This is a genomic window from [Scytonema hofmanni] UTEX 2349 (assembly GCF_000582685.1).
Lineage (GTDB): Bacteria > Cyanobacteriota > Cyanobacteriia > Cyanobacteriales > Nostocaceae > Hassallia > Hassallia hofmanni.
The window spans coordinates 4964597-4982594 of sequence record NZ_KK073768.1; the positions used below are offsets into that span (position 1 = coordinate 4964597).

General features: G+C 40.7%; 19 protein-coding genes. 11 read left to right on the forward strand and 8 right to left on the reverse strand.

Annotation, left to right across the window (positions count from 1 at the left end):
• Positions 1-127 precede the first annotated feature (127 nt).
• Positions 128-961 carry a photosystem II manganese-stabilizing polypeptide gene (psbO, locus tag TOL9009_RS0127640; protein WP_029636438.1) on the forward strand — a complete coding sequence of 278 codons (834 nt, stop codon included), beginning with the start codon at positions 128-130 and terminating at the stop codon, positions 959-961.
• A 26-nt stretch (positions 962-987) separates the two neighbouring features.
• On the opposite strand, the gene TOL9009_RS47855 is transcribed toward psbO, so the two are convergent.
• Both TOL9009_RS47855 and TOL9009_RS0127650 read right to left on the reverse strand, forming a co-directional pair.
• Positions 988-1152, reverse strand: a complete 165-nt coding sequence (locus TOL9009_RS47855; protein WP_186227663.1) for a hypothetical protein — start codon at positions 1150-1152, stop codon at positions 988-990.
• Positions 1153-1219: 67 nt separating this feature from the next.
• Complete coding sequence (locus TOL9009_RS0127650) at positions 1220-1999, reverse strand: DUF4058 family protein (protein WP_029636440.1); 780 nt, start codon at positions 1997-1999, stop codon at positions 1220-1222.
• Between the two features lie 658 nt (positions 2000-2657).
• Here TOL9009_RS0127650 and TOL9009_RS0127655 point away from each other — a divergent pair.
• The 3 genes from TOL9009_RS0127655 to TOL9009_RS0127665 all read left to right on the forward strand — a co-directional run bounded on the left by TOL9009_RS0127655 (position 2658) and on the right by TOL9009_RS0127665 (position 4768).
• Positions 2658-3434, forward strand: coding sequence for an RNA polymerase sigma factor SigF (locus tag TOL9009_RS0127655; RefSeq protein ID WP_029636442.1), 777 nt, complete (start codon positions 2658-2660; stop codon positions 3432-3434).
• A 174-nt stretch (positions 3435-3608) separates the two neighbouring features.
• Positions 3609-4517 (forward strand): hypothetical protein, encoded by a 909-nt coding sequence (locus TOL9009_RS0127660; protein WP_029636443.1) that lies wholly within the window; start codon positions 3609-3611, stop codon positions 4515-4517.
• A gap of 5 nt (positions 4518-4522) precedes the next feature.
• The gene (locus tag TOL9009_RS0127665; protein WP_029636445.1) at positions 4523-4768 is read left to right on the forward strand and encodes a hypothetical protein; all 246 of its coding nucleotides are present in this window, start codon (positions 4523-4525) and stop codon (positions 4766-4768) included.
• Between the two features lie 311 nt (positions 4769-5079).
• On the opposite strand, the gene TOL9009_RS0127670 is transcribed toward TOL9009_RS0127665, so the two are convergent.
• The 3 genes from TOL9009_RS0127670 to TOL9009_RS0127675 form a co-directional block, all read right to left on the reverse strand.
• Positions 5080-6108: a zinc-dependent alcohol dehydrogenase gene (locus tag TOL9009_RS0127670; protein WP_029636447.1), complete on the reverse strand. Its 1029-nt coding sequence runs from the start codon at positions 6106-6108 to the stop codon at positions 5080-5082.
• 259 nt (positions 6109-6367) lie between these two features.
• Positions 6368-6580 (reverse strand): hypothetical protein, encoded by a 213-nt coding sequence (locus TOL9009_RS43920; protein ID WP_072022172.1) that lies wholly within the window; start codon positions 6578-6580, stop codon positions 6368-6370.
• 54 nt (positions 6581-6634) lie between these two features.
• Positions 6635-7702 carry a glycosyltransferase family 4 protein gene (locus TOL9009_RS0127675; protein WP_029636449.1) on the reverse strand — a complete coding sequence of 356 codons (1068 nt, stop codon included), beginning with the start codon at positions 7700-7702 and terminating at the stop codon, positions 6635-6637.
• 371 nt (positions 7703-8073) lie between these two features.
• Between TOL9009_RS0127675 and xth the strand changes: the two genes are divergently transcribed.
• From xth to TOL9009_RS0127710, 6 genes are all read left to right on the forward strand, one after another.
• On the forward strand, positions 8074-8856 hold the full coding sequence (gene xth / locus TOL9009_RS0127680; RefSeq protein WP_029636451.1) for an exodeoxyribonuclease III: 783 nt from the start codon (positions 8074-8076) through the stop codon (positions 8854-8856).
• Positions 8857-9015: 159 nt separating this feature from the next.
• Positions 9016-9891 (forward strand): SDR family oxidoreductase, encoded by an 876-nt coding sequence (locus TOL9009_RS0127685; protein ID WP_029636453.1) that lies wholly within the window; start codon positions 9016-9018, stop codon positions 9889-9891.
• A gap of 281 nt (positions 9892-10172) precedes the next feature.
• Positions 10173-11669: an HlyD family efflux transporter periplasmic adaptor subunit gene (locus tag TOL9009_RS0127690; protein WP_029636455.1), complete on the forward strand. Its 1497-nt coding sequence runs from the start codon at positions 10173-10175 to the stop codon at positions 11667-11669.
• 496 nt (positions 11670-12165) lie between these two features.
• Positions 12166-12498, forward strand: a complete 333-nt coding sequence (locus tag TOL9009_RS40710) for a CPBP family intramembrane glutamic endopeptidase (RefSeq protein ID WP_242055740.1) — start codon at positions 12166-12168, stop codon at positions 12496-12498.
• Between the two features lie 46 nt (positions 12499-12544).
• The gene (locus TOL9009_RS0127705) at positions 12545-12796 is read left to right on the forward strand and encodes a UPF0175 family protein (protein ID WP_029636457.1); all 252 of its coding nucleotides are present in this window, start codon (positions 12545-12547) and stop codon (positions 12794-12796) included.
• Complete coding sequence (locus tag TOL9009_RS0127710) at positions 12789-13283, forward strand: DUF3368 domain-containing protein (RefSeq protein ID WP_029636459.1); 495 nt, start codon at positions 12789-12791, stop codon at positions 13281-13283. Before TOL9009_RS0127705 ends, TOL9009_RS0127710 begins: the two co-directional genes overlap by 8 nt.
• On the opposite strand, the gene TOL9009_RS46280 is transcribed toward TOL9009_RS0127710, so the two are convergent.
• The 3 genes from TOL9009_RS46280 to TOL9009_RS40715 form a co-directional block, all read right to left on the reverse strand.
• A complete protein-coding gene (locus tag TOL9009_RS46280; protein WP_144238355.1) occupies positions 13284-13565 on the reverse strand; it encodes a hypothetical protein in 282 nt (93 codons plus the stop codon).
• A 66-nt stretch (positions 13566-13631) separates the two neighbouring features.
• A complete protein-coding gene (locus TOL9009_RS0127715) occupies positions 13632-14645 on the reverse strand; it encodes an IS701 family transposase (RefSeq protein WP_029636461.1) in 1014 nt (337 codons plus the stop codon).
• A gap of 444 nt (positions 14646-15089) precedes the next feature.
• Entirely contained in the window at positions 15090-16586 is a 1497-nt protein-coding gene (locus tag TOL9009_RS40715; RefSeq protein ID WP_084763319.1) for a S8 family peptidase, read from the reverse strand.
• Positions 16587-16965: 379 nt separating this feature from the next.
• Here TOL9009_RS40715 and TOL9009_RS0127725 point away from each other — a divergent pair, with 379 nt between their 5' ends.
• The gene (locus TOL9009_RS0127725) at positions 16966-17793 is read left to right on the forward strand and encodes an IS982 family transposase (protein WP_029636463.1); all 828 of its coding nucleotides are present in this window, start codon (positions 16966-16968) and stop codon (positions 17791-17793) included.
• Positions 17794-17998: the final 205 nt, after the last annotated feature.

Genomic DNA, 17998 nt, shown 5'->3' on the forward strand with positions numbered 1-17998 from the left:
CATGATTGTAGCTGTGTGCGGTACAAATCGTCCACTGCTCCGGATGGGACAAGAAGAATAGCCATATTTTCCTTGACCCTACCCAGTTTTACAACTGAGATATTAATTTTTGACATTGAGGTTGACCATGAGGTATCGCGCTTTAATTGTTGCATTCTTGGCTTTATGCCTGGGGCTAATAACAGCTTGTAGTGATGCTCCTCCCGCAGCTAATGGTAGGGATCTACTCACTTACGAACAAATTCGAGGCACTGGCTTGGCTAACAAATGCCCCCAATTAACAGAAACAAGCCGTGGTTCCATTCCCATTGATTCTAGCCAGTCTTACGTACTCAAAGAACTGTGTTTGGAACCGACTAATTTCTTTATCAAAGAAGAACCTGCTAACAAACGTCAAGAAGCTGAATTTATTGCAGGCAAATTGTTGACCAGATACACTTCCACCATTGAACAGGTGCAAGGTGATATAATAGTCAACCCAGATAATAGCTTGACTTTTGTGGAAAAAGATGGTTTTGACTTCCAAGCCACCACTGTACAACTACCTGGCGGTGAACGAGTACCTTTTCTGTTCACCATCAAAAACTTGGTTGCAAAATCACAACCTGGTTTGACCAGTATTAATACTTCCACAGATTTTCAAGGCGAATTCAAAGTTCCTTCTTATCGCGGTGCTGCCTTTTTAGATCCTAAAGGTCGCGGTGTCGTCAGTGGCTATGATAATGCAGTGGCTCTTCCGGCACAAGCAGACAAGAAAGACCTTACCCGAACTAACGTTAAGCGTGCGGAAGTTCTTAAAGGGAAAATTTCTATGTCCATTGCCAAAGTAGATAGTGCTACTGGCGAAATTGCTGGTACATTCGAGAGCGAACAGCCATCTGATACTGATTTAGGCGCCGGCGAACCTAAAGAAGTTAAAATTCGCGGTCTGTTTTATGGTCGGGTTGAACCGAAGGCTTAAATAAATGGTTCTCAAATAGGAGGATGTCACGAAAAGAAAGTGCGTTCCGTAAGGTTGCGGTACTTTGCATCGCACTTTCTCACCCTTTCATATTCCATCTGAGAAATGTTAGGGAACTGAGGCTTTTCCTGTGCTGATGCCGCTAGTTTTAACTTACCTGGCATCATCACAATCAATTGAAATCCATTCATGGGCTACATAGCCCTTTTTTTATAAGTACTGAGGATTGGGAAGAAGTTTCCCCATAAAATTTCACCTTCAATAATTTGCCAACTTCAAGTGCATCCACTCAATATCTGCTTTGCTAAAAGCTGGTGGTGGTGGAGTTTGGGTATAATCAATTGACAAATCATACCCCGCTTCGTCGTAGATTGCATTCATAGCCGCTTGCAAATCCAGAACTGCGTCGGGGTCAGGTTCTCGCAGGGGTACGGGAATTGTGGGAAGGGTATCTTGTAATGTCACAGACCACACGTCCATAACCCCAGATCCTGCACGGGTAAGTGTAACCAAGTATGGCACATCTGGTAGGCGTGGGTGATTAAATGGGCGGGTTCCTCTACGCAAAAAATCTATTTCAATGAGATGGACGTTGGCATTATAGAGACGCTGGCGTTTTTTACGGTAGTCGGTGATATTCGGTTCGCGCTTATTTGCAGGTGAGAGAATTTCAATACAAGATACAAGTACGTTGTTGGTGGTATCTCGAATTTCAACGGTGGGGACGCGAATTTCAACTGGTTGAATGACTGGAAGTGTAAGTTGTGCAGGTGTTATTGCAATATTTGATTGGCGAGTGGCAAGTTCTGGTGTTAAGGTACGTTGTCGTATTTGCAACACTTCAACATCAGGGTAGAGGATGCCGATTTCGCTTTCAGGAGATGTATCTTCCACCACGTATATTTCTAACCGTGCTGCATATTTAGGACGCAACTGCGGTGCGAGGAAGGCGCGAACTTTAGCGGAGAGCGCGTTATGCACGTCGGGCCACAGTCCAGCTTCGAGGTATGGGTCCATGCCAGGGAAAGGGGAGGGCATCGCAATTAAATGGCAACCTACGCTTTTATTCTAGAGGTTGTAGTGTTTGTTGCTTTATTCCTTTGTTGAACCGCTCATAGAAATGTAGACAAGACTACCTACAGCGCTTCCCGCTATTATGCAATACAGTTTTTCTCCTTGCCCCTCTCCTAGCATAGCTTTCAGCTTTGAGGATGTACCTCATAGCTGCCGGAAGTGCTGTAAGAGTAGACAAATTTAGATAACTACGTTTGTAATCTTAGTCCAAAGTCTTAATTGCAATAAAATGACTCGCTACTTTCGACTCCCTAAAATATTTGGACTTTGGACAAAATAGAGTTGTTCGCGTTAGTTATTTGTCCAAAATCCAATAGTTCAATTTTGATTGAGAACTTTAAAGATGTCATGAATAACTTTTTTTAAGTTCAGTAATTTTGCTGAAAAAATTGCTCATATCTATATAAATACTTTTTCACCTCGGTTTATTTCTAGACTAAAACCGGATGATTAATAAAGAAAATTAAGTACAATTTCTGTTTGATAATTTAGTAACAAATTTTATATTTTTAGTCTAGGTACTTTTTTAAAGCTTTGGGATGACCCATAGCTAAATAAAAAATACTCAAATTCCCCTTTACTCCTCTTTTTCATTGTCTATTTGACTCATAAAAGCGGTGCTATGCCAACCACTGTCACTTACGAACTAAAGCATGAAATTTGGCAGTTGTTGCGAGAATATCAGCAATCACCCTCGGCAACTGTTCGCAATCAACTGGTAAAACTTAATTTTGGACTGGTGAGAAAAGAAGCTCACTACTGGATTAACCAATGTCAGGAAAACCATGAAGACTTGCTCCAGGTAGGCTGTTTAGGTTTAATTCGAGCTATTGAAAGATTTGAAATTTCCAAAGGTCATGCTTTCAGTTCCTTTGCCATTCCCTACATTCGGGGTGAAATTCAACACTACCTCCGAGACAAAGGTGTGACTGTGCGGATTCCGCGACGCTGGTTAGCGCTCCAACAGCAGTCAATCGGAGTTTCGCGTTCTTTGCGCGAAAAATACAATCGTCAGCCAACTGACTCGGAATTAGCAGCAGCGCTCTTAATTTCTGCCAGCGAATGGCAAGAAATTAAATTAGCATGGGTCAATCGCGCTCCATTGAGCCTAGATGTGCCTGTACATGACGGAGAAGAAAATTCTACTAACTTGGGAGAATTGGTTCCAGATAACCGTTACCGCAGCTTTCAACTAGCGCAAGAAGACCAAATTCGCCTGCAACAAGCACTCTTTCAGCTAGAAAAACGCACCCGCGAAGTTTTAGAATGCGTATTTTTACAGGACTTAACACAAAAACAAGTTGCAGAACATTTAGGAATTAGTGTAGTAACAGTTTCTCGAAGAGTTAAAAAAGGTCTGGACTTATTGAAACATCTAATGACTGTGGCAGAAGATTAAATTTAAATAATATCGGTAATTTTTCAACCGTATTTTCACTGTACTAGCACTATTTAAGTCCGCATTTAAACAACAAAAAAGTAGGTTATAAAAGGAACAGAATTCGCCTTTGATATAAATTTCACAAGGTAGATTTCAATTAACAAATTTTCCTATAGCTTTTGAGAACGATTAATGGGCAGAAATTTAAAAATTGCAGTGGCAGCTATTTTGGCTTTAGCGATCGCCTCTTGTGCTTCAGAAGGCGATCAAGCTAGTAATCCTACGCCAACTCCCAACAGCGCACAAACTCAGCCACCATCGGCGATTCAATCTTTTAAAAATCCAGTTGTACCTGCTAAACAGGCTCCTTCAGTTGGTTCTACAACTCCTAACTTAATTCAATCAACTAATGCCCCAGAGCGGGTAAAAGTGGTGTCAAAAGGTCGCACTGACCCGTTTGGACAACTTTTCTCGCCGACTTATGCATCGAACACGAACACAAACACGACGCCTACATTTGGCAGATCGGTTCCGGTGTTACCTCCCCTACCAGCCGCTAAGGGTGCAATAATTACCTCAAGAAAACTTCCCCCACCCACCAGGGCGGTAATATCAGCCAAAACTAGAATATCGAGGAACCCACAAAAGAATAAAATAAACAAAGGAGCGATCGCTTCTGCAAAAATACCAAAACCTAGCCCTGGTTTTACTCCAGTCGTACCCAAGGTTTTGCCTCTAGTTGTCCCCAATCCTACTCTAGTATCTGTATTACCACCGCCAGTACAACCTGAATTAGCAAGAGCAGTTCTTGTCACAGGTGTAGTTATAATTGGTCAAGAACCCCAGGCAATTATCAAAGTACCAAATGAACCAACTAGTCGTTATGTACAAGCAGGACAACGATTGGCAAATGGTGTACTTGTAAAACGTATTGAAATGAATCAAGGCTCTAATCCAGTTGTGATTTTTGAACAATACGGTATCGAAGTTGCTAGAAATGTAGGGGAATCGCCTATTAACGTAGCCTCACCAACTACAACACCTGAAAATCCTGTGTCAGTGACAACACCACCCCAAAATCCTACTAGTACCGGAGCTTGATAAAAATGGAGACGAAGGAAAAAATTGAATTTCTTGGATTGCCTTTAGCAGTCTATCAAGAAATAGCTGCTCATTTACATCAAGTCGAAGGTGTAGAAGTAAGCTTAATTTCTCAGTCGTCTCCACAGTTTGATTACAATCAAAGCCAAATCGCCGGCTTATCGATCTCGTGGATGCAAAATTCTAATGCAGAAAGTCGGCAACGTGTCAAGGAAATTTTGGCTTACTATCAAAATCGCTATGGTGCCTGACCATAAGACCGATAGTAGAGATTTATTAGGGTGAAGGTTGATCTACCCAACGCTTTTGTAGTTTGTTGGGTAGTTTGTTTTTAACTTATTTATTATGAATCTTAATATTTTCGGCGATCGCCTTTCATAAATTTAACCTGAGTTCGACGCATTTAAAGAACCCCGCTTCCATTCCTCTCCCCCACGGGGCGTTGTTTGACTATGCGTTTTGGAACTATAAAGCAAGAATCAATCCGGAACAACCTTGTGACACAGTTTTAGAAGTTGGGGGTTAGGTCTGTATTGGACAGAAGGTGCGATCGCGCTATAGTTTACGGAATCATCGCTACTTTAATTACTTTACGTGCCTTCATATCAGAAAATACCTGTTCTAAATCTTTCAAGGGACGGTGTTCGCTAATAAGTAACTCAAAGGGAATTCTCCGACTAGCGATGAGTGATAAAGCTTCCCGTACAAACTTAGGAGTATTGTGAAATACACCTTTTAGTGTAAGCTCGCTGTAATGTAGCTGTTCTGTATTTACAGTAATTGTCGTATCTCGCGGACAACCACCGAATAAATTGACTGTAGCACCAGGACGAGCGCAGGCGATCGCACTTTCCCAAACACTTGGTACACCTGTCGCTTCTATCACCACATCTGCACCCCACCCATCGGTTAGTTGTTTCACTAAACTGGGAATATCTGCTATCTGACGATAATTAAAAGTCTTTGCTGCACCCAGCTTTGTCCCAATTTCTAGCCGAGTATCGTTACCACCCAATAGAAACACCTCAGCACCGCAATCATACGCTAACTTGGCGACAAACATCAAGCCGATCGCTCCATCTCCCAATACGACTACTTTATCCCCAGCTTTGACGTTAGAACGCGCTACACCGTGCAACACACAAGCTAAAGGTTCCGTCATCGCTGCCAATTCATCGGGCAAGTCATCGGGAATCGGCAATAAATTATGCTGTACGATCGCTGCCGGAATTTTCAAGTACTCCGCAAAAGTGCCATTATTCCAAGTTATATTCGGGCAAAGCGAATATTCTTGTCGTTGACAAAAAAAGCATTTCATGCATGGGGCAGAGTTATTTGCCACTACGCGATCGCCTACTTTCCAACCCGTAACACCTGCACCTAATTCGACAATTCGCCCAGCTCCCTCATGACCAAACATAGTTGGAAGCTTCAGCATTTTAGCATGACCGCCGCGCCGCCAAACTTTCAAATCTGTACCACAAGTTGTGGCACATCCTACTTGGATGACGACTTCACCCTCACCAGGAGTAGGATTGGCAACTGACTCTAGCCGTAAATCTTCCTGACCATAAAGCAATGCTGCTAACACAGCCAAAACCCATTAATTAGCTCCACCTGATTTTACCAGGTGAAGCCGACAACTTGATCAAAGGTTAATTAAACAGTATCCTGAATGTGTGCAAAATGCCCGCAGGCTGTAAGCCTGGGGCTATCAAAACAAAGCCCACCTGCGTGGGCTAAAAATTCTTAGCCCACGCAGGTGGGCTTTGTTCGTATAGCAACACCTTTCCAAGGTGTTAATGCCTTGTTTAGCTAATTAATCTCGAATTTTAGCAACCTGGGAACTTTCAACTTTGAGAACCAGTCTGCGTGATTAAGGAATTCACTACTGGAGGGGTAAGTACTCCCGTGGTTCTGGTTTCTGGGTTAGTCAAGCGACAAACTGTTAACTGTGGAACTTCTTGGCGACAAGATTGACAAAACCAGTATAATTCAGCGTGACGGACATGACGTAGCAGGGAAGCACCGCAACACGGACAGGTGTTGGCTTTCATACTCATACGAATGTCCTCCATAAAAATTGTTGTTTGTTTGAAGTAGAAAAAAAGCGTTAATTAAAAGCTGATTTTGCCGACACGAACGCGCCCGTTATAATCAATACGGTCTTGAATTATTTTTTCATAAACCGTTTCGTAGCCGTTAACCATTTGGCTAACACTAAAGTTGTTTTCTACGTATTCTCGGCAAGTTTGACGATTTAATTCTAAAGCAGATTTAATCATTGCCGCCATTTCATCATAACTTTGGCAAACCATACCTGTAACACCTTGGGCGATCACCTCCGGTACTGAGCCTAAGTTCAGGGCAATTACTGGTGTTCCAGTAGCCATTGATTCAATCATTACTAAACCAAAAGGTTCGCTCCAGGTAATGGGAAAAAGCGTAATAGTAGCATTGCCGAGAAGTTCAGCTTTCTCTGCGTGGTTGATTTCACCGAGGTATTCAATTTGCTGACCATCGATTTGTGTAGCTATTTCTTGTTCAAAAAACTGAGAATCTACTAAATCGACTTTTCCAGCCATTTTCAGGCGCCAACCTGTTTTTTTCGCAATGGCGATCGCATGTTGGGGTCCCTTTTCTGGTGAAAAGCGTCCTAAGAATGCTAAATATGGCGGTTCTTGAGGTTTGGCGACAAAAGGATAATCTGCCGGATTAATTCCGTTGTATACTGTGCTGACGTAGTTGAGTTCGATTTGACGTTGCGCGTTACTAATGCTGACGTATGCTTGCTTTTGGTGGTAAGAAAATACGTTACGGTTGTCGTTCGTAAATCTACTATGCAAAGTATGAACTGTCGGTGTGGACACCAAACTCGCTAAAGGTAATGCCGAAATCCCTACATGGGAATGGATTATGTCAAATTCCGCTGCATTTTGGTAAACTTGGCTGAGTTCGAGTGTTTCATACACGCCATAATCTTTGACATTCGGGTCTAAGCGCAATGCACGCGGATAAACTGCTTTTAAATCAGCTAAGGTTTGTGAATCGCCAGAAGCGAACAAAGTTACATCATGACCTCGACGCACTAGTTCATCAGTCAATCGACTCACTACCAACTCAATTCCTCCATAACTCGGAGGTGGAACTTGTTCCCATAAGGGGGCTACTTGAGCGATTTTCATTTCTTTGCTTTGCTTGTTCTGGTAAAAAAGTCCTCAGACCATACACTTAAATATTATGACGTTAGAGCATTTTTACTTAAGTGTTTGCAATTTAAATTAACCTTATTTACTCCCCAGACCAAAATATCGGTTAACCGTACCATGAAAATACAATTAACTAATTAAATACTTTTACCACACAGGTATCAGGCAATCTTAATATTTATCTTACACCGTAATCTTAAATACTTTCATCTATCTTGGGGATCATATATTAACTAGATATTTTGTAGCTGAAAATACTAAATTTTTGTTTGAAATAAATTTTATTAATTCAAACTCACTTAATAAATCTTGATAAATAACAACTAACTTACTGATAATTTAAAAGAATGAAAATAGCTACTTGGAATGTCAACTCAATTCGTACTCGTTTAGAACACGTTGTTAATTGGTTGAGTGAAAATCCGGTTGATGTGCTTTGTTTACAAGAAACCAAAGTTGTAGATAGTAACTTTCCGCGATCGCCTTTTGAAGAATTAGGCTATCACTTATATACATCCGGGCAGAAAGCTTACAACGGTGTAGCTTTGATTAGTCGCGAACCGCTTACGGATGTAAGTACTGGTTTTACCTCGATTTTGGGTGATATAGAGCCAACTTGGGATGAGTCGAAGCGGGTGATTACAGGTGTAAATAATGGCATTCGCATCGTTAATCTTTACGTACCCAATGGTTCAGCAGTGGGAAGCGAAAAATATCAATATAAGCTCGAATGGTTAAAATTGCTCTATGAGTATTTGCGATCGCTCTTATTATCACAACCAGCAATCTGCATGTGTGGCGACTTTAATATAGCCTTAGAGCCTGAAGACATTCATGAAGGGGTAATTGCGGAAAATCATATTATGGCATCTCAACTTGAACGCCAAGCCTTAAGAAATATTCTCACCTTAGGATTTGCCGATGGCTTTCGTAAATTTACCACAGAAGGCGGACATTATAGCTGGTGGGACTATCGCGCTGCCGCTTTTCGCCGTAACTTAGGTTGGCGAATTGACCATCATTATCTCACAGCTCCCTTGTATGAGCGTGCAGTCAGCTGCACCATTGATGTCGCACCGAGAAAATTACCTCAACCCAGCGACCATACACCCGTCATTGTTGAATTTTAGATTTTAGGATGTGGATGGTGGATAGTGGATGGTGGATAGTGGTTAGTGGATGGTCGATAACTCTTGACTGTTAACCGTCAACTATCAACCAACAACTATCAACCAACAACTATCAACTAACACCCAACACCCAACACCCAACACATAATTTAAATTTATATGTTTTTGATAACAGGAGCAACAGGAGATATTGGTCGCAGAGTCGTGCGACTACTACGTACACAAGAGATGTCCGTGAGGTCATTTGTGCGTTTGTCATCACGTTACAGCGAGTTAGAACACCGAGGATCTGACATCTTTATCGGTGATTTGGAAGAACAAAAAGATATCCAGAAAGCTTGTCAGGGCGTACAGTATATTATCAGCGCCCACGGTTCTGGGAGCAATGCCTTATCCCTGGACTACCGAGCGAATATTGAATTAATCGATCAAGCAAAAGCCAATAAAGTAGAGCATTTTGTCTTTATTTCCGTACTAGGTGTTGACCGAGGGTATGAAGATGCTCCGGTTTTCAAAGCAAAACGAGCAGTAGAGCGCTATTTACAAGCCAGTGGTTTAAATTACACTATTTTACGCCCATCTGGATTAGCATCAAATTTGCTGCCATTAGCAGAACGGTTTCGGGAAACGGGACTTTATTTGCTTATTGGCAACCCGAAAAACCGTACTTCAATTGTGAGTACAGATGATTTAGCAAGAATGGTAGTAGATTCTGTGACAGTTTCAGCTGCTCGTAACAAAATTTTACCAGTCGGAGGACCGGAGATTTTATTGCGAGGAGATATTCCTCTGATTTTTAGTCGCATTTTCAACAAAGAGCCTATATTGATTAACGCACCACTTTTGCTAATTGATGGGTTACGGGATGCATTAGGTTTGTTTAATTCTGAAGGACAAAAAGCTTTGGGAACCTTCCGGACATTGCTAGCGAATGAATTTTTCTCTACAACTGAGGAAATTGCCAATTTAGAGGCGATTTATAATTTTAAGCTAGAAAGCTTGGAAAGTTTCATCAAGCGTTATTTAGCAGTTTAGCTGGATAGTTGATGGTTGTTAGTGGATAGTGGATAGTTGATGGTTGAACAACTAACAACTAATACCAATTTTATGTGAGGCTACACGTTATGCCCTGCGCCGAGCGCACGCTGCGCGAACAGGCTAGAAGCCTGGGGCTATACTAACAAAGCCCACCTGCGTGGGCTAAATTAGGTGCATCTTCATACAAAAATGGTATAACCACCAACTATCAACTATCAACTAACAACTAACCACTAACAACTATCAACCAACAACTAACCACTAACCATTAACCAAATATGAAAACTTCCATAGTTGCCAATGCTGCTCAAGCACGTCAGACAAGAGAAAGATTCGCTAAACCAGAAGATCAATTATCTTATGAATTAGGTAAAGCGGTACAGGAATTACCACCGCTATACACGAGAATTTTAGCAGGAACAATTAGTGCGGTGATATTTGGTACGATCGCCTGGGCACATTTTTCGCAAATAGATGAAGTAGCAACAGCACCAGGGGAATTGATTGCTTCCACACAGGTACGACCGGTGACATCGCTGGGTGGTGGGTCAATTATCGCAGTTAACGTTAAAGAAGGCGATCGCGTTGCTAAAGACCAAGTTTTGCTGCAACGTGACCCAGATACCCAAAAAACTGATGTTGCTCGCCTCAGCAAATCTGTAAAATTGATTCAAGAAGACATGCGGCGTTTGGATGCAGAACGTATTGGTGGTACAACAGCTGGAACCCAAATCCAAGATGAACTTTTAAACTCTCGTCTGCAAGATTTCAAAGCACGTCAAGCAGTTGCTGAAGCTGATGCTAACCGCCAATTAGCATTAATTGACCAATCAAAAGTACGCCTCACCCGTTTGGAAGATAATTTAGACAATGCCAGAAGTAATCTTGCCAATATTAGAAATAATCTGGAAAATGCCAAACAAGTCCGCGAGCAAACATTACCCAATCTAAAGATAGCTCAAGAAAGAGTAGATAGACTTGGATCTTTATTGAAGAGCGGTGGAGTAGCGAAATTACAATACTTGCAAGCGCAAGAATCATACAACCAAGCAAATGCACAAATAACCAGAGCAAAAGATGAAATAGTTAATGCCCAAACCAAAATTAACGAAGAGCAAGACAAAGTTTCGTCTTTAGAAAAAGATATCGCTGGGCAGAAGCAAGAAATTCGCTCTATCGAAGCAGCTTATCAAGGCGCCCGCAATCAAGCGCAGCGTGTCGCATCAGAGCGTCAAAGTGAAATCTTAACTGGACTCAACAAGCGCAAAGAAGAAATGGCTAACGTTGCAGGTCAGTTAGAACAAGCAAGAAAGCAACAAGATAACGAAACCATCAAAGCTCCGGTTGCCGGAACTATCTACCGAATCAAAGTAACCAAAGGACCAGTACAATCAGGTGAAGAGTTACTATCTATTTTACCAGAAGGCGAGGATTTATTGCTAGAGGTGAAAGTTTTAAATCGGGATATTGGATTTATTCGTGAGGGAATGAGAGCCAAAGTGAAAATGGCAACCTTTCCTTTTCAGGAATTTGGCACTGTTAACGGTGAGGTAGTGCAAGTCAGTCCGAATGCGATCGTTGATAAAGATTTGGGCTTAGTTTTTCCGACAAGAATTAAGCTGAATAAACACTCTGTAATTGTCCGGGGTCAAGAAGTTGCATTCACACCAGGGATGACTGCTAATGGTGAAATTGTCACTCGTAAGAAGTCGATTTTGACTTTCATCATTGAGCCGGTAACTCGCAGATTTAGCGAGGCTTTCTCTGTGAGGTAGATTTGGGTGTAACGACGCGCAGCTTTTGTGTATAGGACAGGACTTACGCAAAAACTCTCTCGCTCCTCTTATACCTTCTCCTGTCGGAGAGGCTGCGCGAACGTGCTTCGTTTTTCGATGATTTTGCGTAAGTCCTATTGTAGACAAACATCTATTTATACGTAATTAATTCCGCATAAATAGATGTTATTTAATAGACCTCTTGCATAAATCAAAAATAAAGAACCCTACCCCGCATTTGAATAAAGCAAACGCTCCCCTGCCCGCTCTTCGTGGAGGGGTTGGGGGTCGGCTATATTTGGGTTTAATTTTTGTCTAAGTCCCACTATTAACATTCGTTATTTCGAGTACTTCCATCTGGCATGATAGTTCTACAAAAGATTGCACCATCAAAACAACACCTGTGGTCATCATCTTCCATATATGCTCCTTCAAAACTTGCATCACTTAAATTAACGGCAATCAAGGAGTTGTCAGCTAAACCTGCCTCTTTATTATGCAAGGGCAACGCATCGACAACTCTGCATACAAATGGACTTTCTATCTTTTCTTTGTTGGTGTGTCTTCTCCTGTACAAGAGTTTTTGTATCGCGGCTTTTTATTCGGTATTTTTTCGAGAGCAAAGTTAGCGATTTGGGTACAGATTCTTCTCTCAACGTTACTTTACAGTTTCGTTCATCTCATCTATCAAGATGTACCCACGCTGCTGTCTACATTTCTCCTGGGTATGTTCTGGGGCTTTCACTACGCAAAGTATCGGAATTTATATAGTATCATCATCAGCCACTCGGTATTAGGTGCGATCGCTATTTTAGTTGGTCTGGTGTAAGCCATAATCAAGAAAGAATTAGGAATCAGGAACACAGAGACGAATCATGCACATCCTATCCCTTCATTATCCCGATGATTTACTCATTACCTCCGGCAAATCACCCCAAGCATTAGAAGCAGAACTGACATTTTTGCTCGCAGTCAAACTATTCGAGCTACACCGACTATCGCTTGGTAAAGCCGCCGCTTTTTGCAGCATGAACAAACCCCAATTCATGTACGAACTAGGGCGTTTGCAAATCCCGGTTATAAATTTAGATGATGACCAAATCGCCGACGAGTTGCGCGATGATTAACTCTGTCATTGTTGCCGATAGCAGCCCTCTCATTTCCTTGTCAATTATCGCGCAACTGGAACTTCTACCCCAACTGTATCAGCAAATATTAATTCCCCCTGCCGTATGGGACGAAGTAACAGTCCAGGGTGTAGGTTTACCTGGTGCAGAAGCCGTCAGTCAATTAACTTGGCTAGAAATTCAAACTCCTGAACCCCTGATATTAGAACCATTATCAATACTAGTTGATCGTGGAGAAGCTGAAGCTATTGCCTTGGCTCAGTCCACCCCAGATAGTACGGTACTTTTGGATGATGCTCAAGCACGACGGGTTGCAGAACGCTTGGGAATTCGCCGGATAGGTACTCTTGGCATTTTGCGTAAAGCGAAAAAAGCGGGCTTGATTGTTGAGATTAAAGTATACATTGAGCAATTACGCACCAATGGAATTTATATCCGACCTAGCCTCATTGATGCAGTGCTACGGGATGTGGGAGAAATAGACTAATTACGGGTTCAGATAATTTATCAGTTGGTCTGGTATAATAACGCTCAAGCAAAATTTTTTGAGAGTTATTAACTCTCGCTTAATTTGCAATCGCGATCTTCGGTTGCGATGAAGAAACTCAACAACAAGCTGATCTAAGCCAACAAATGCCGAATCCGGACATGACCGAGCGCAACCTTCAGCCAGAACCTGAGTCCTCTCCTGCACCAACCGTTCAACCGATCGATCCTTTTTACGGGAGCTGTCATCATTATAGCTGTTAGCAAAACATAGCTTTGTCATAATCAGGACTTACGCAACTGGCACAAAATGCGGGCGGGGCTTCGCCCCACCACGCGGTAATTTAAATCAGACCAAACACATATAAACGTCTGGACGTTTTAGCTGCTGAATTAGATAATTAGAAAGTAAGTTGTGCTTGATTTTATAAATAGTTTGACCTGTTTGATAAGCTAAATTCTTCAATCTTAACCAAACCAACATAGCACAAGCAATATGATTTCGCTGAAGACGAGCTTTACGACATTGACATGATTCAATGCCAGTTAGTTGTTTTATTTCTCTGTGAAACTCCTCTATTTTCCAACGGATTTTACACACCTTTTGTACAACATCCGTAGAACTTTGAGACAAATCATTAGTTGCGACATAATCCGTTCTATCGGTAGAGACAGTAACCCGGAATAGTTTCACTTTTTTCTCGGAGGGGAATGCTTTAATTTTTATGATTTTACCACATTCTAATTCCTCATTACTCCATTGTAATAATTCAATATTTTTATATTTTTCTTTACCAAAAGTATCATCAACTAAACGATTAGTCTTTAAAGGACAATAATAAATTTTATCTAGGCTATCGATATAAAGCATTAAATTATTAACTGCATACCACGTGTCCATTAAAACTGTCTCAAAAGGCAGAAGCTTTTGATATACAAGACCTATCAGCATATTTTTAACGTGGTCAATCTTAGTCAAACCGTCATTCTCAGGGTTAAAAATACGATAATCGATTACCCAAAAATTGAGAGTTTTAGGATTTACGTATATACAACTAACTATTCCGATTCCTCTGAGAATGCCATGTTCATTCCCACTATATTGTCTTCGTACTATTTCTATTTCTTCAGAAAATCTTTTATCTACAACTGTGTCATCAAATATAATATAAGCATCCTCATCAGTCACAATCAGATTTTTCACGTTATCCCAAAGTAGACGAGGAGTTAACTTTTCATTCCTTAAATAATAATTAATTCTATCATGACTAACATCTTCTAAGTGTTCTGCTAAATTAGTAATTGTATAGTTAATCTGACTACTAAGTAGATATTGACAATAATCTAGTTTCGTAAATCTCATATAAAATTATCAAGCAGCACTTATTAGATGTTTATTATTATCACACCTTAGCTAGTATAATAATATTTTTATTACTTATGATATTTGTAGTTAAGATTTGCGTTTTAAATATTGACAACTTGGTTGATACCGAAGGTGTGGCTTTGCGGCACTGAGACCAATTTTACCAGTCACAGGGATTGCAAGTATAAAAATTGACTAAGACATAACTTTATTCACGAAGAGTGTGATTCAAAGTTAGATGAGGAAAGGGTTTTACAGTTTTCTATGATCAATGTTGCGGCTGTGCCGCAACGAGACTTTTGTGCCAGTTGCGTAAGTCCTGATAATTTGGCAGCTATTGAGTCATCTTTATAAACATTAAAATAGCTGCCAAAATCATTTTTACCTATCTCTAATATAAGTAAAGTCTCATGATTCGATGAGAAAAAAACATAAATTTTCTCATAAGTGATTCCGGATCGCTATATTAAACAACCAATCGCGATACTCCTCAATTTGTGTTTTTGGTTGATTTAATATGTTTTCAACAACAGCATCGCTGTCAAAGCTATTGATGCCGAAAATGTCCTGAGAATATTGAGATTGTAACCCAACTTGTGGTATCAAGATTTGATTATCTTGAATAGAACTATCCGTGAAGCTGAAAGTTGCCGGTTTATAACTTGGGAAAACATTTCTAGAATTACTTTCAATTCGACTGTTAAAGCTTTGCAAAAAATCGTTGGCTATTTCGGGGGAAGATTGGAGTGAGGTGCTAAATATATTTGCCGCAAGTTGCTGACTCTGAGTTGTAGAACTTAAGCTGAAGTTAGAATTTGTCGCTTGTGTACTATTTCCAGAAGTGTCTGCGAGAATTTGACGCACTTGAGTATCTGTTAAATTAGGGTTAGCACTCAACATCAACGCAACTACACCAGCAACGTGAGGAGTTGCCATCGATGTGCCACTATAAGAAGCATATTTATTACCCGGAAGTGTCGAGTAAACATCGACTCCTGGAGCTGTAACGTAGGTGAGTGGGTTAAATCCGGCTAGATTAGAGAAGCTAGCTAACTGATTATTCTTATCGACTGCACCAACAGCAATTCCGGTTTGGTCTGCGTAGCGGGCAGGGTATCCTGGTTGTAACCCACTATCGTTACCCGCAGCCATGACAACGATCGCTCCTTTGCTGCTAGCATATTTCAAAGCTGATTCTAGAACGCTATTAGGATAACTGCCACCTAAACTGAGGTTGATGACATTGGCTCCATTGTCAGCAGCATAACGAATACCCTGTGCGATCGCATCATAAGAACCACTACCAGAGTCATTCAAAACTTTGACTGGCATAATATAAGCATCATAAGCAATACCAGTCACACCAAAGTCGTTTTTCTCTCCCGCAATAGTACCAGAAACATGAGTGCCATGACCAGCTACATCCAAAGTGTTGTTGTCGTTGCCGTCAAAATTCCAACCGTTGACATCATCAATATAGCCATTGCCATCATCATCTATGCCGTTACCAGCAATTTCTTTGGTATTAGTCCAGATATTATTCTTTAAGTCGTCATGGTTGCGGTCAACTCCAGTATCTACAACTGCAACCACAACACCCTTACCAGTGTATCCTTTTGCCCACGCTTCTGGAGCTTTCACCAAGTCAGCACCCCAATTATTTCCACCAAGGTTAGGAACATCAGCAAAAGTCTTTTGACCAGCAGCTTTACTCACTGCATCTGCGGCATTAATTAAACCATAACCATCAGTATAGTTATAGTTTTCACTCTTAGCAGTAGTAGAGGAATCGAGCATCTGCACGTCATTTGTCGCTGCATTGAAGCTGCTGTGACTGCCAAAACTAAAGTTATAATCTTCCTTTTGATTAAAGGAGTCTAGTGAGGATATAGGAGTGAAATTGAGCTTTTTATCATAATAATTAGAATCAATTTCCATAAGTCTTATTTCCTGATATGAATCAAGTCTTTTTGACAGTCCAAGCTGTTAAAATCTTTTTGCCAAGATTTTAAAAAAGAAATTGCTTCCCTTTCCCAATAATTACTATGAATTTAAATGTGAAAATGCCACTTTGCTTACAAAGAAGAAAATGTTAGTAATAATTGTCAGTGAAAAAATATTTTAATAAAGTCTTTATTTGTATATTTAGAAACTAATAAATTAGATAGATACAAAATTAATTACTAAAGTCGCGGCTACAAAAACAAAGTCCGCCTGCGCGGACTTAATAACCCAAGTTGCTAGTTATGCTGTCAAGCGATTACTTCGGGTCACTTAAGTAATAAAATCCCCTCAGTGAGAAAATTAGGAGGGGTATATGCTAAATGAAATAATTACTGTCTATGCTATCATTGATGACCTGTTGAAGGCGATCGCTCATGATGAAGATTGTCGAAGACAGATGAGTGATGCAGAAATTATAACAACGGCTGTCTGTGCAGCAATGTTCTTTCATGGTAACCATAATAAGGCTTGCTGCTATCTGAAAGACCACAATTTGATCCCACATATGTTAGAAAAATCACGATTTAATCGGCGATTACACGGTATCTCAATGCTAATTAACGATTTGTTTCATCAAATAGGAATGATACTAAAAGAAGTTGGTAATTGTACGGAATATCTTTTAGACTCTTTTCCAGTACCAATTTGCGACAACATACGTATTTTTAATGTAAACTTAATAAAGTCGAAAGAATACAGGGGCTACACTGCTTCTAAAAAACGCTACTTCTACGGCGTGAAAATTCAGTTATTAACGACCAAAAGTGGTATCCCTGTTGAATTTGTGTTCATGCCCGGTAGCGCTAATGACGTGCGTGCATTAAATGCTTTGCCGTTAAATCTACCACCAGGTAGTGAAGTGTATAGCGATTCGGCATATACCGATTACACTGCTGAGGACGATCTAGAACAAACAAGCCAAATATCCTTGAAAGTGATGCGGAAAAAAAATTCCAAGCGTCAAGATGCACCGTGGAATCAGTATATTAAACAACATACCCGACATTACATTGAAACTGTGTTTAGTAGTATCACTCGTGTTTTCCCTAAGTCAATTCATGCTTGTACATATGAAGGGTTTTTACTTAAACTAGAAGCATTTATTTTGGCATTTACCATTCGACAGGCTTTTCTAGAATGAGTAGATTTTAATACTTTTAAATAATTCAGTATTTGAGTGTTTGGTTGAGTCAATGTTGCGGTTGCGCTACGCGCAACCGTCAACAAGTCATAGGCGATCGCATGAATCGACGGTTGGTTTTTACCAAGAATTTGATAACCCGCAACTTGGGTTAATATCTAAAAGCCTACGAAGGTAGGCTTTGTTCGTATAGCCCCAGCATTTT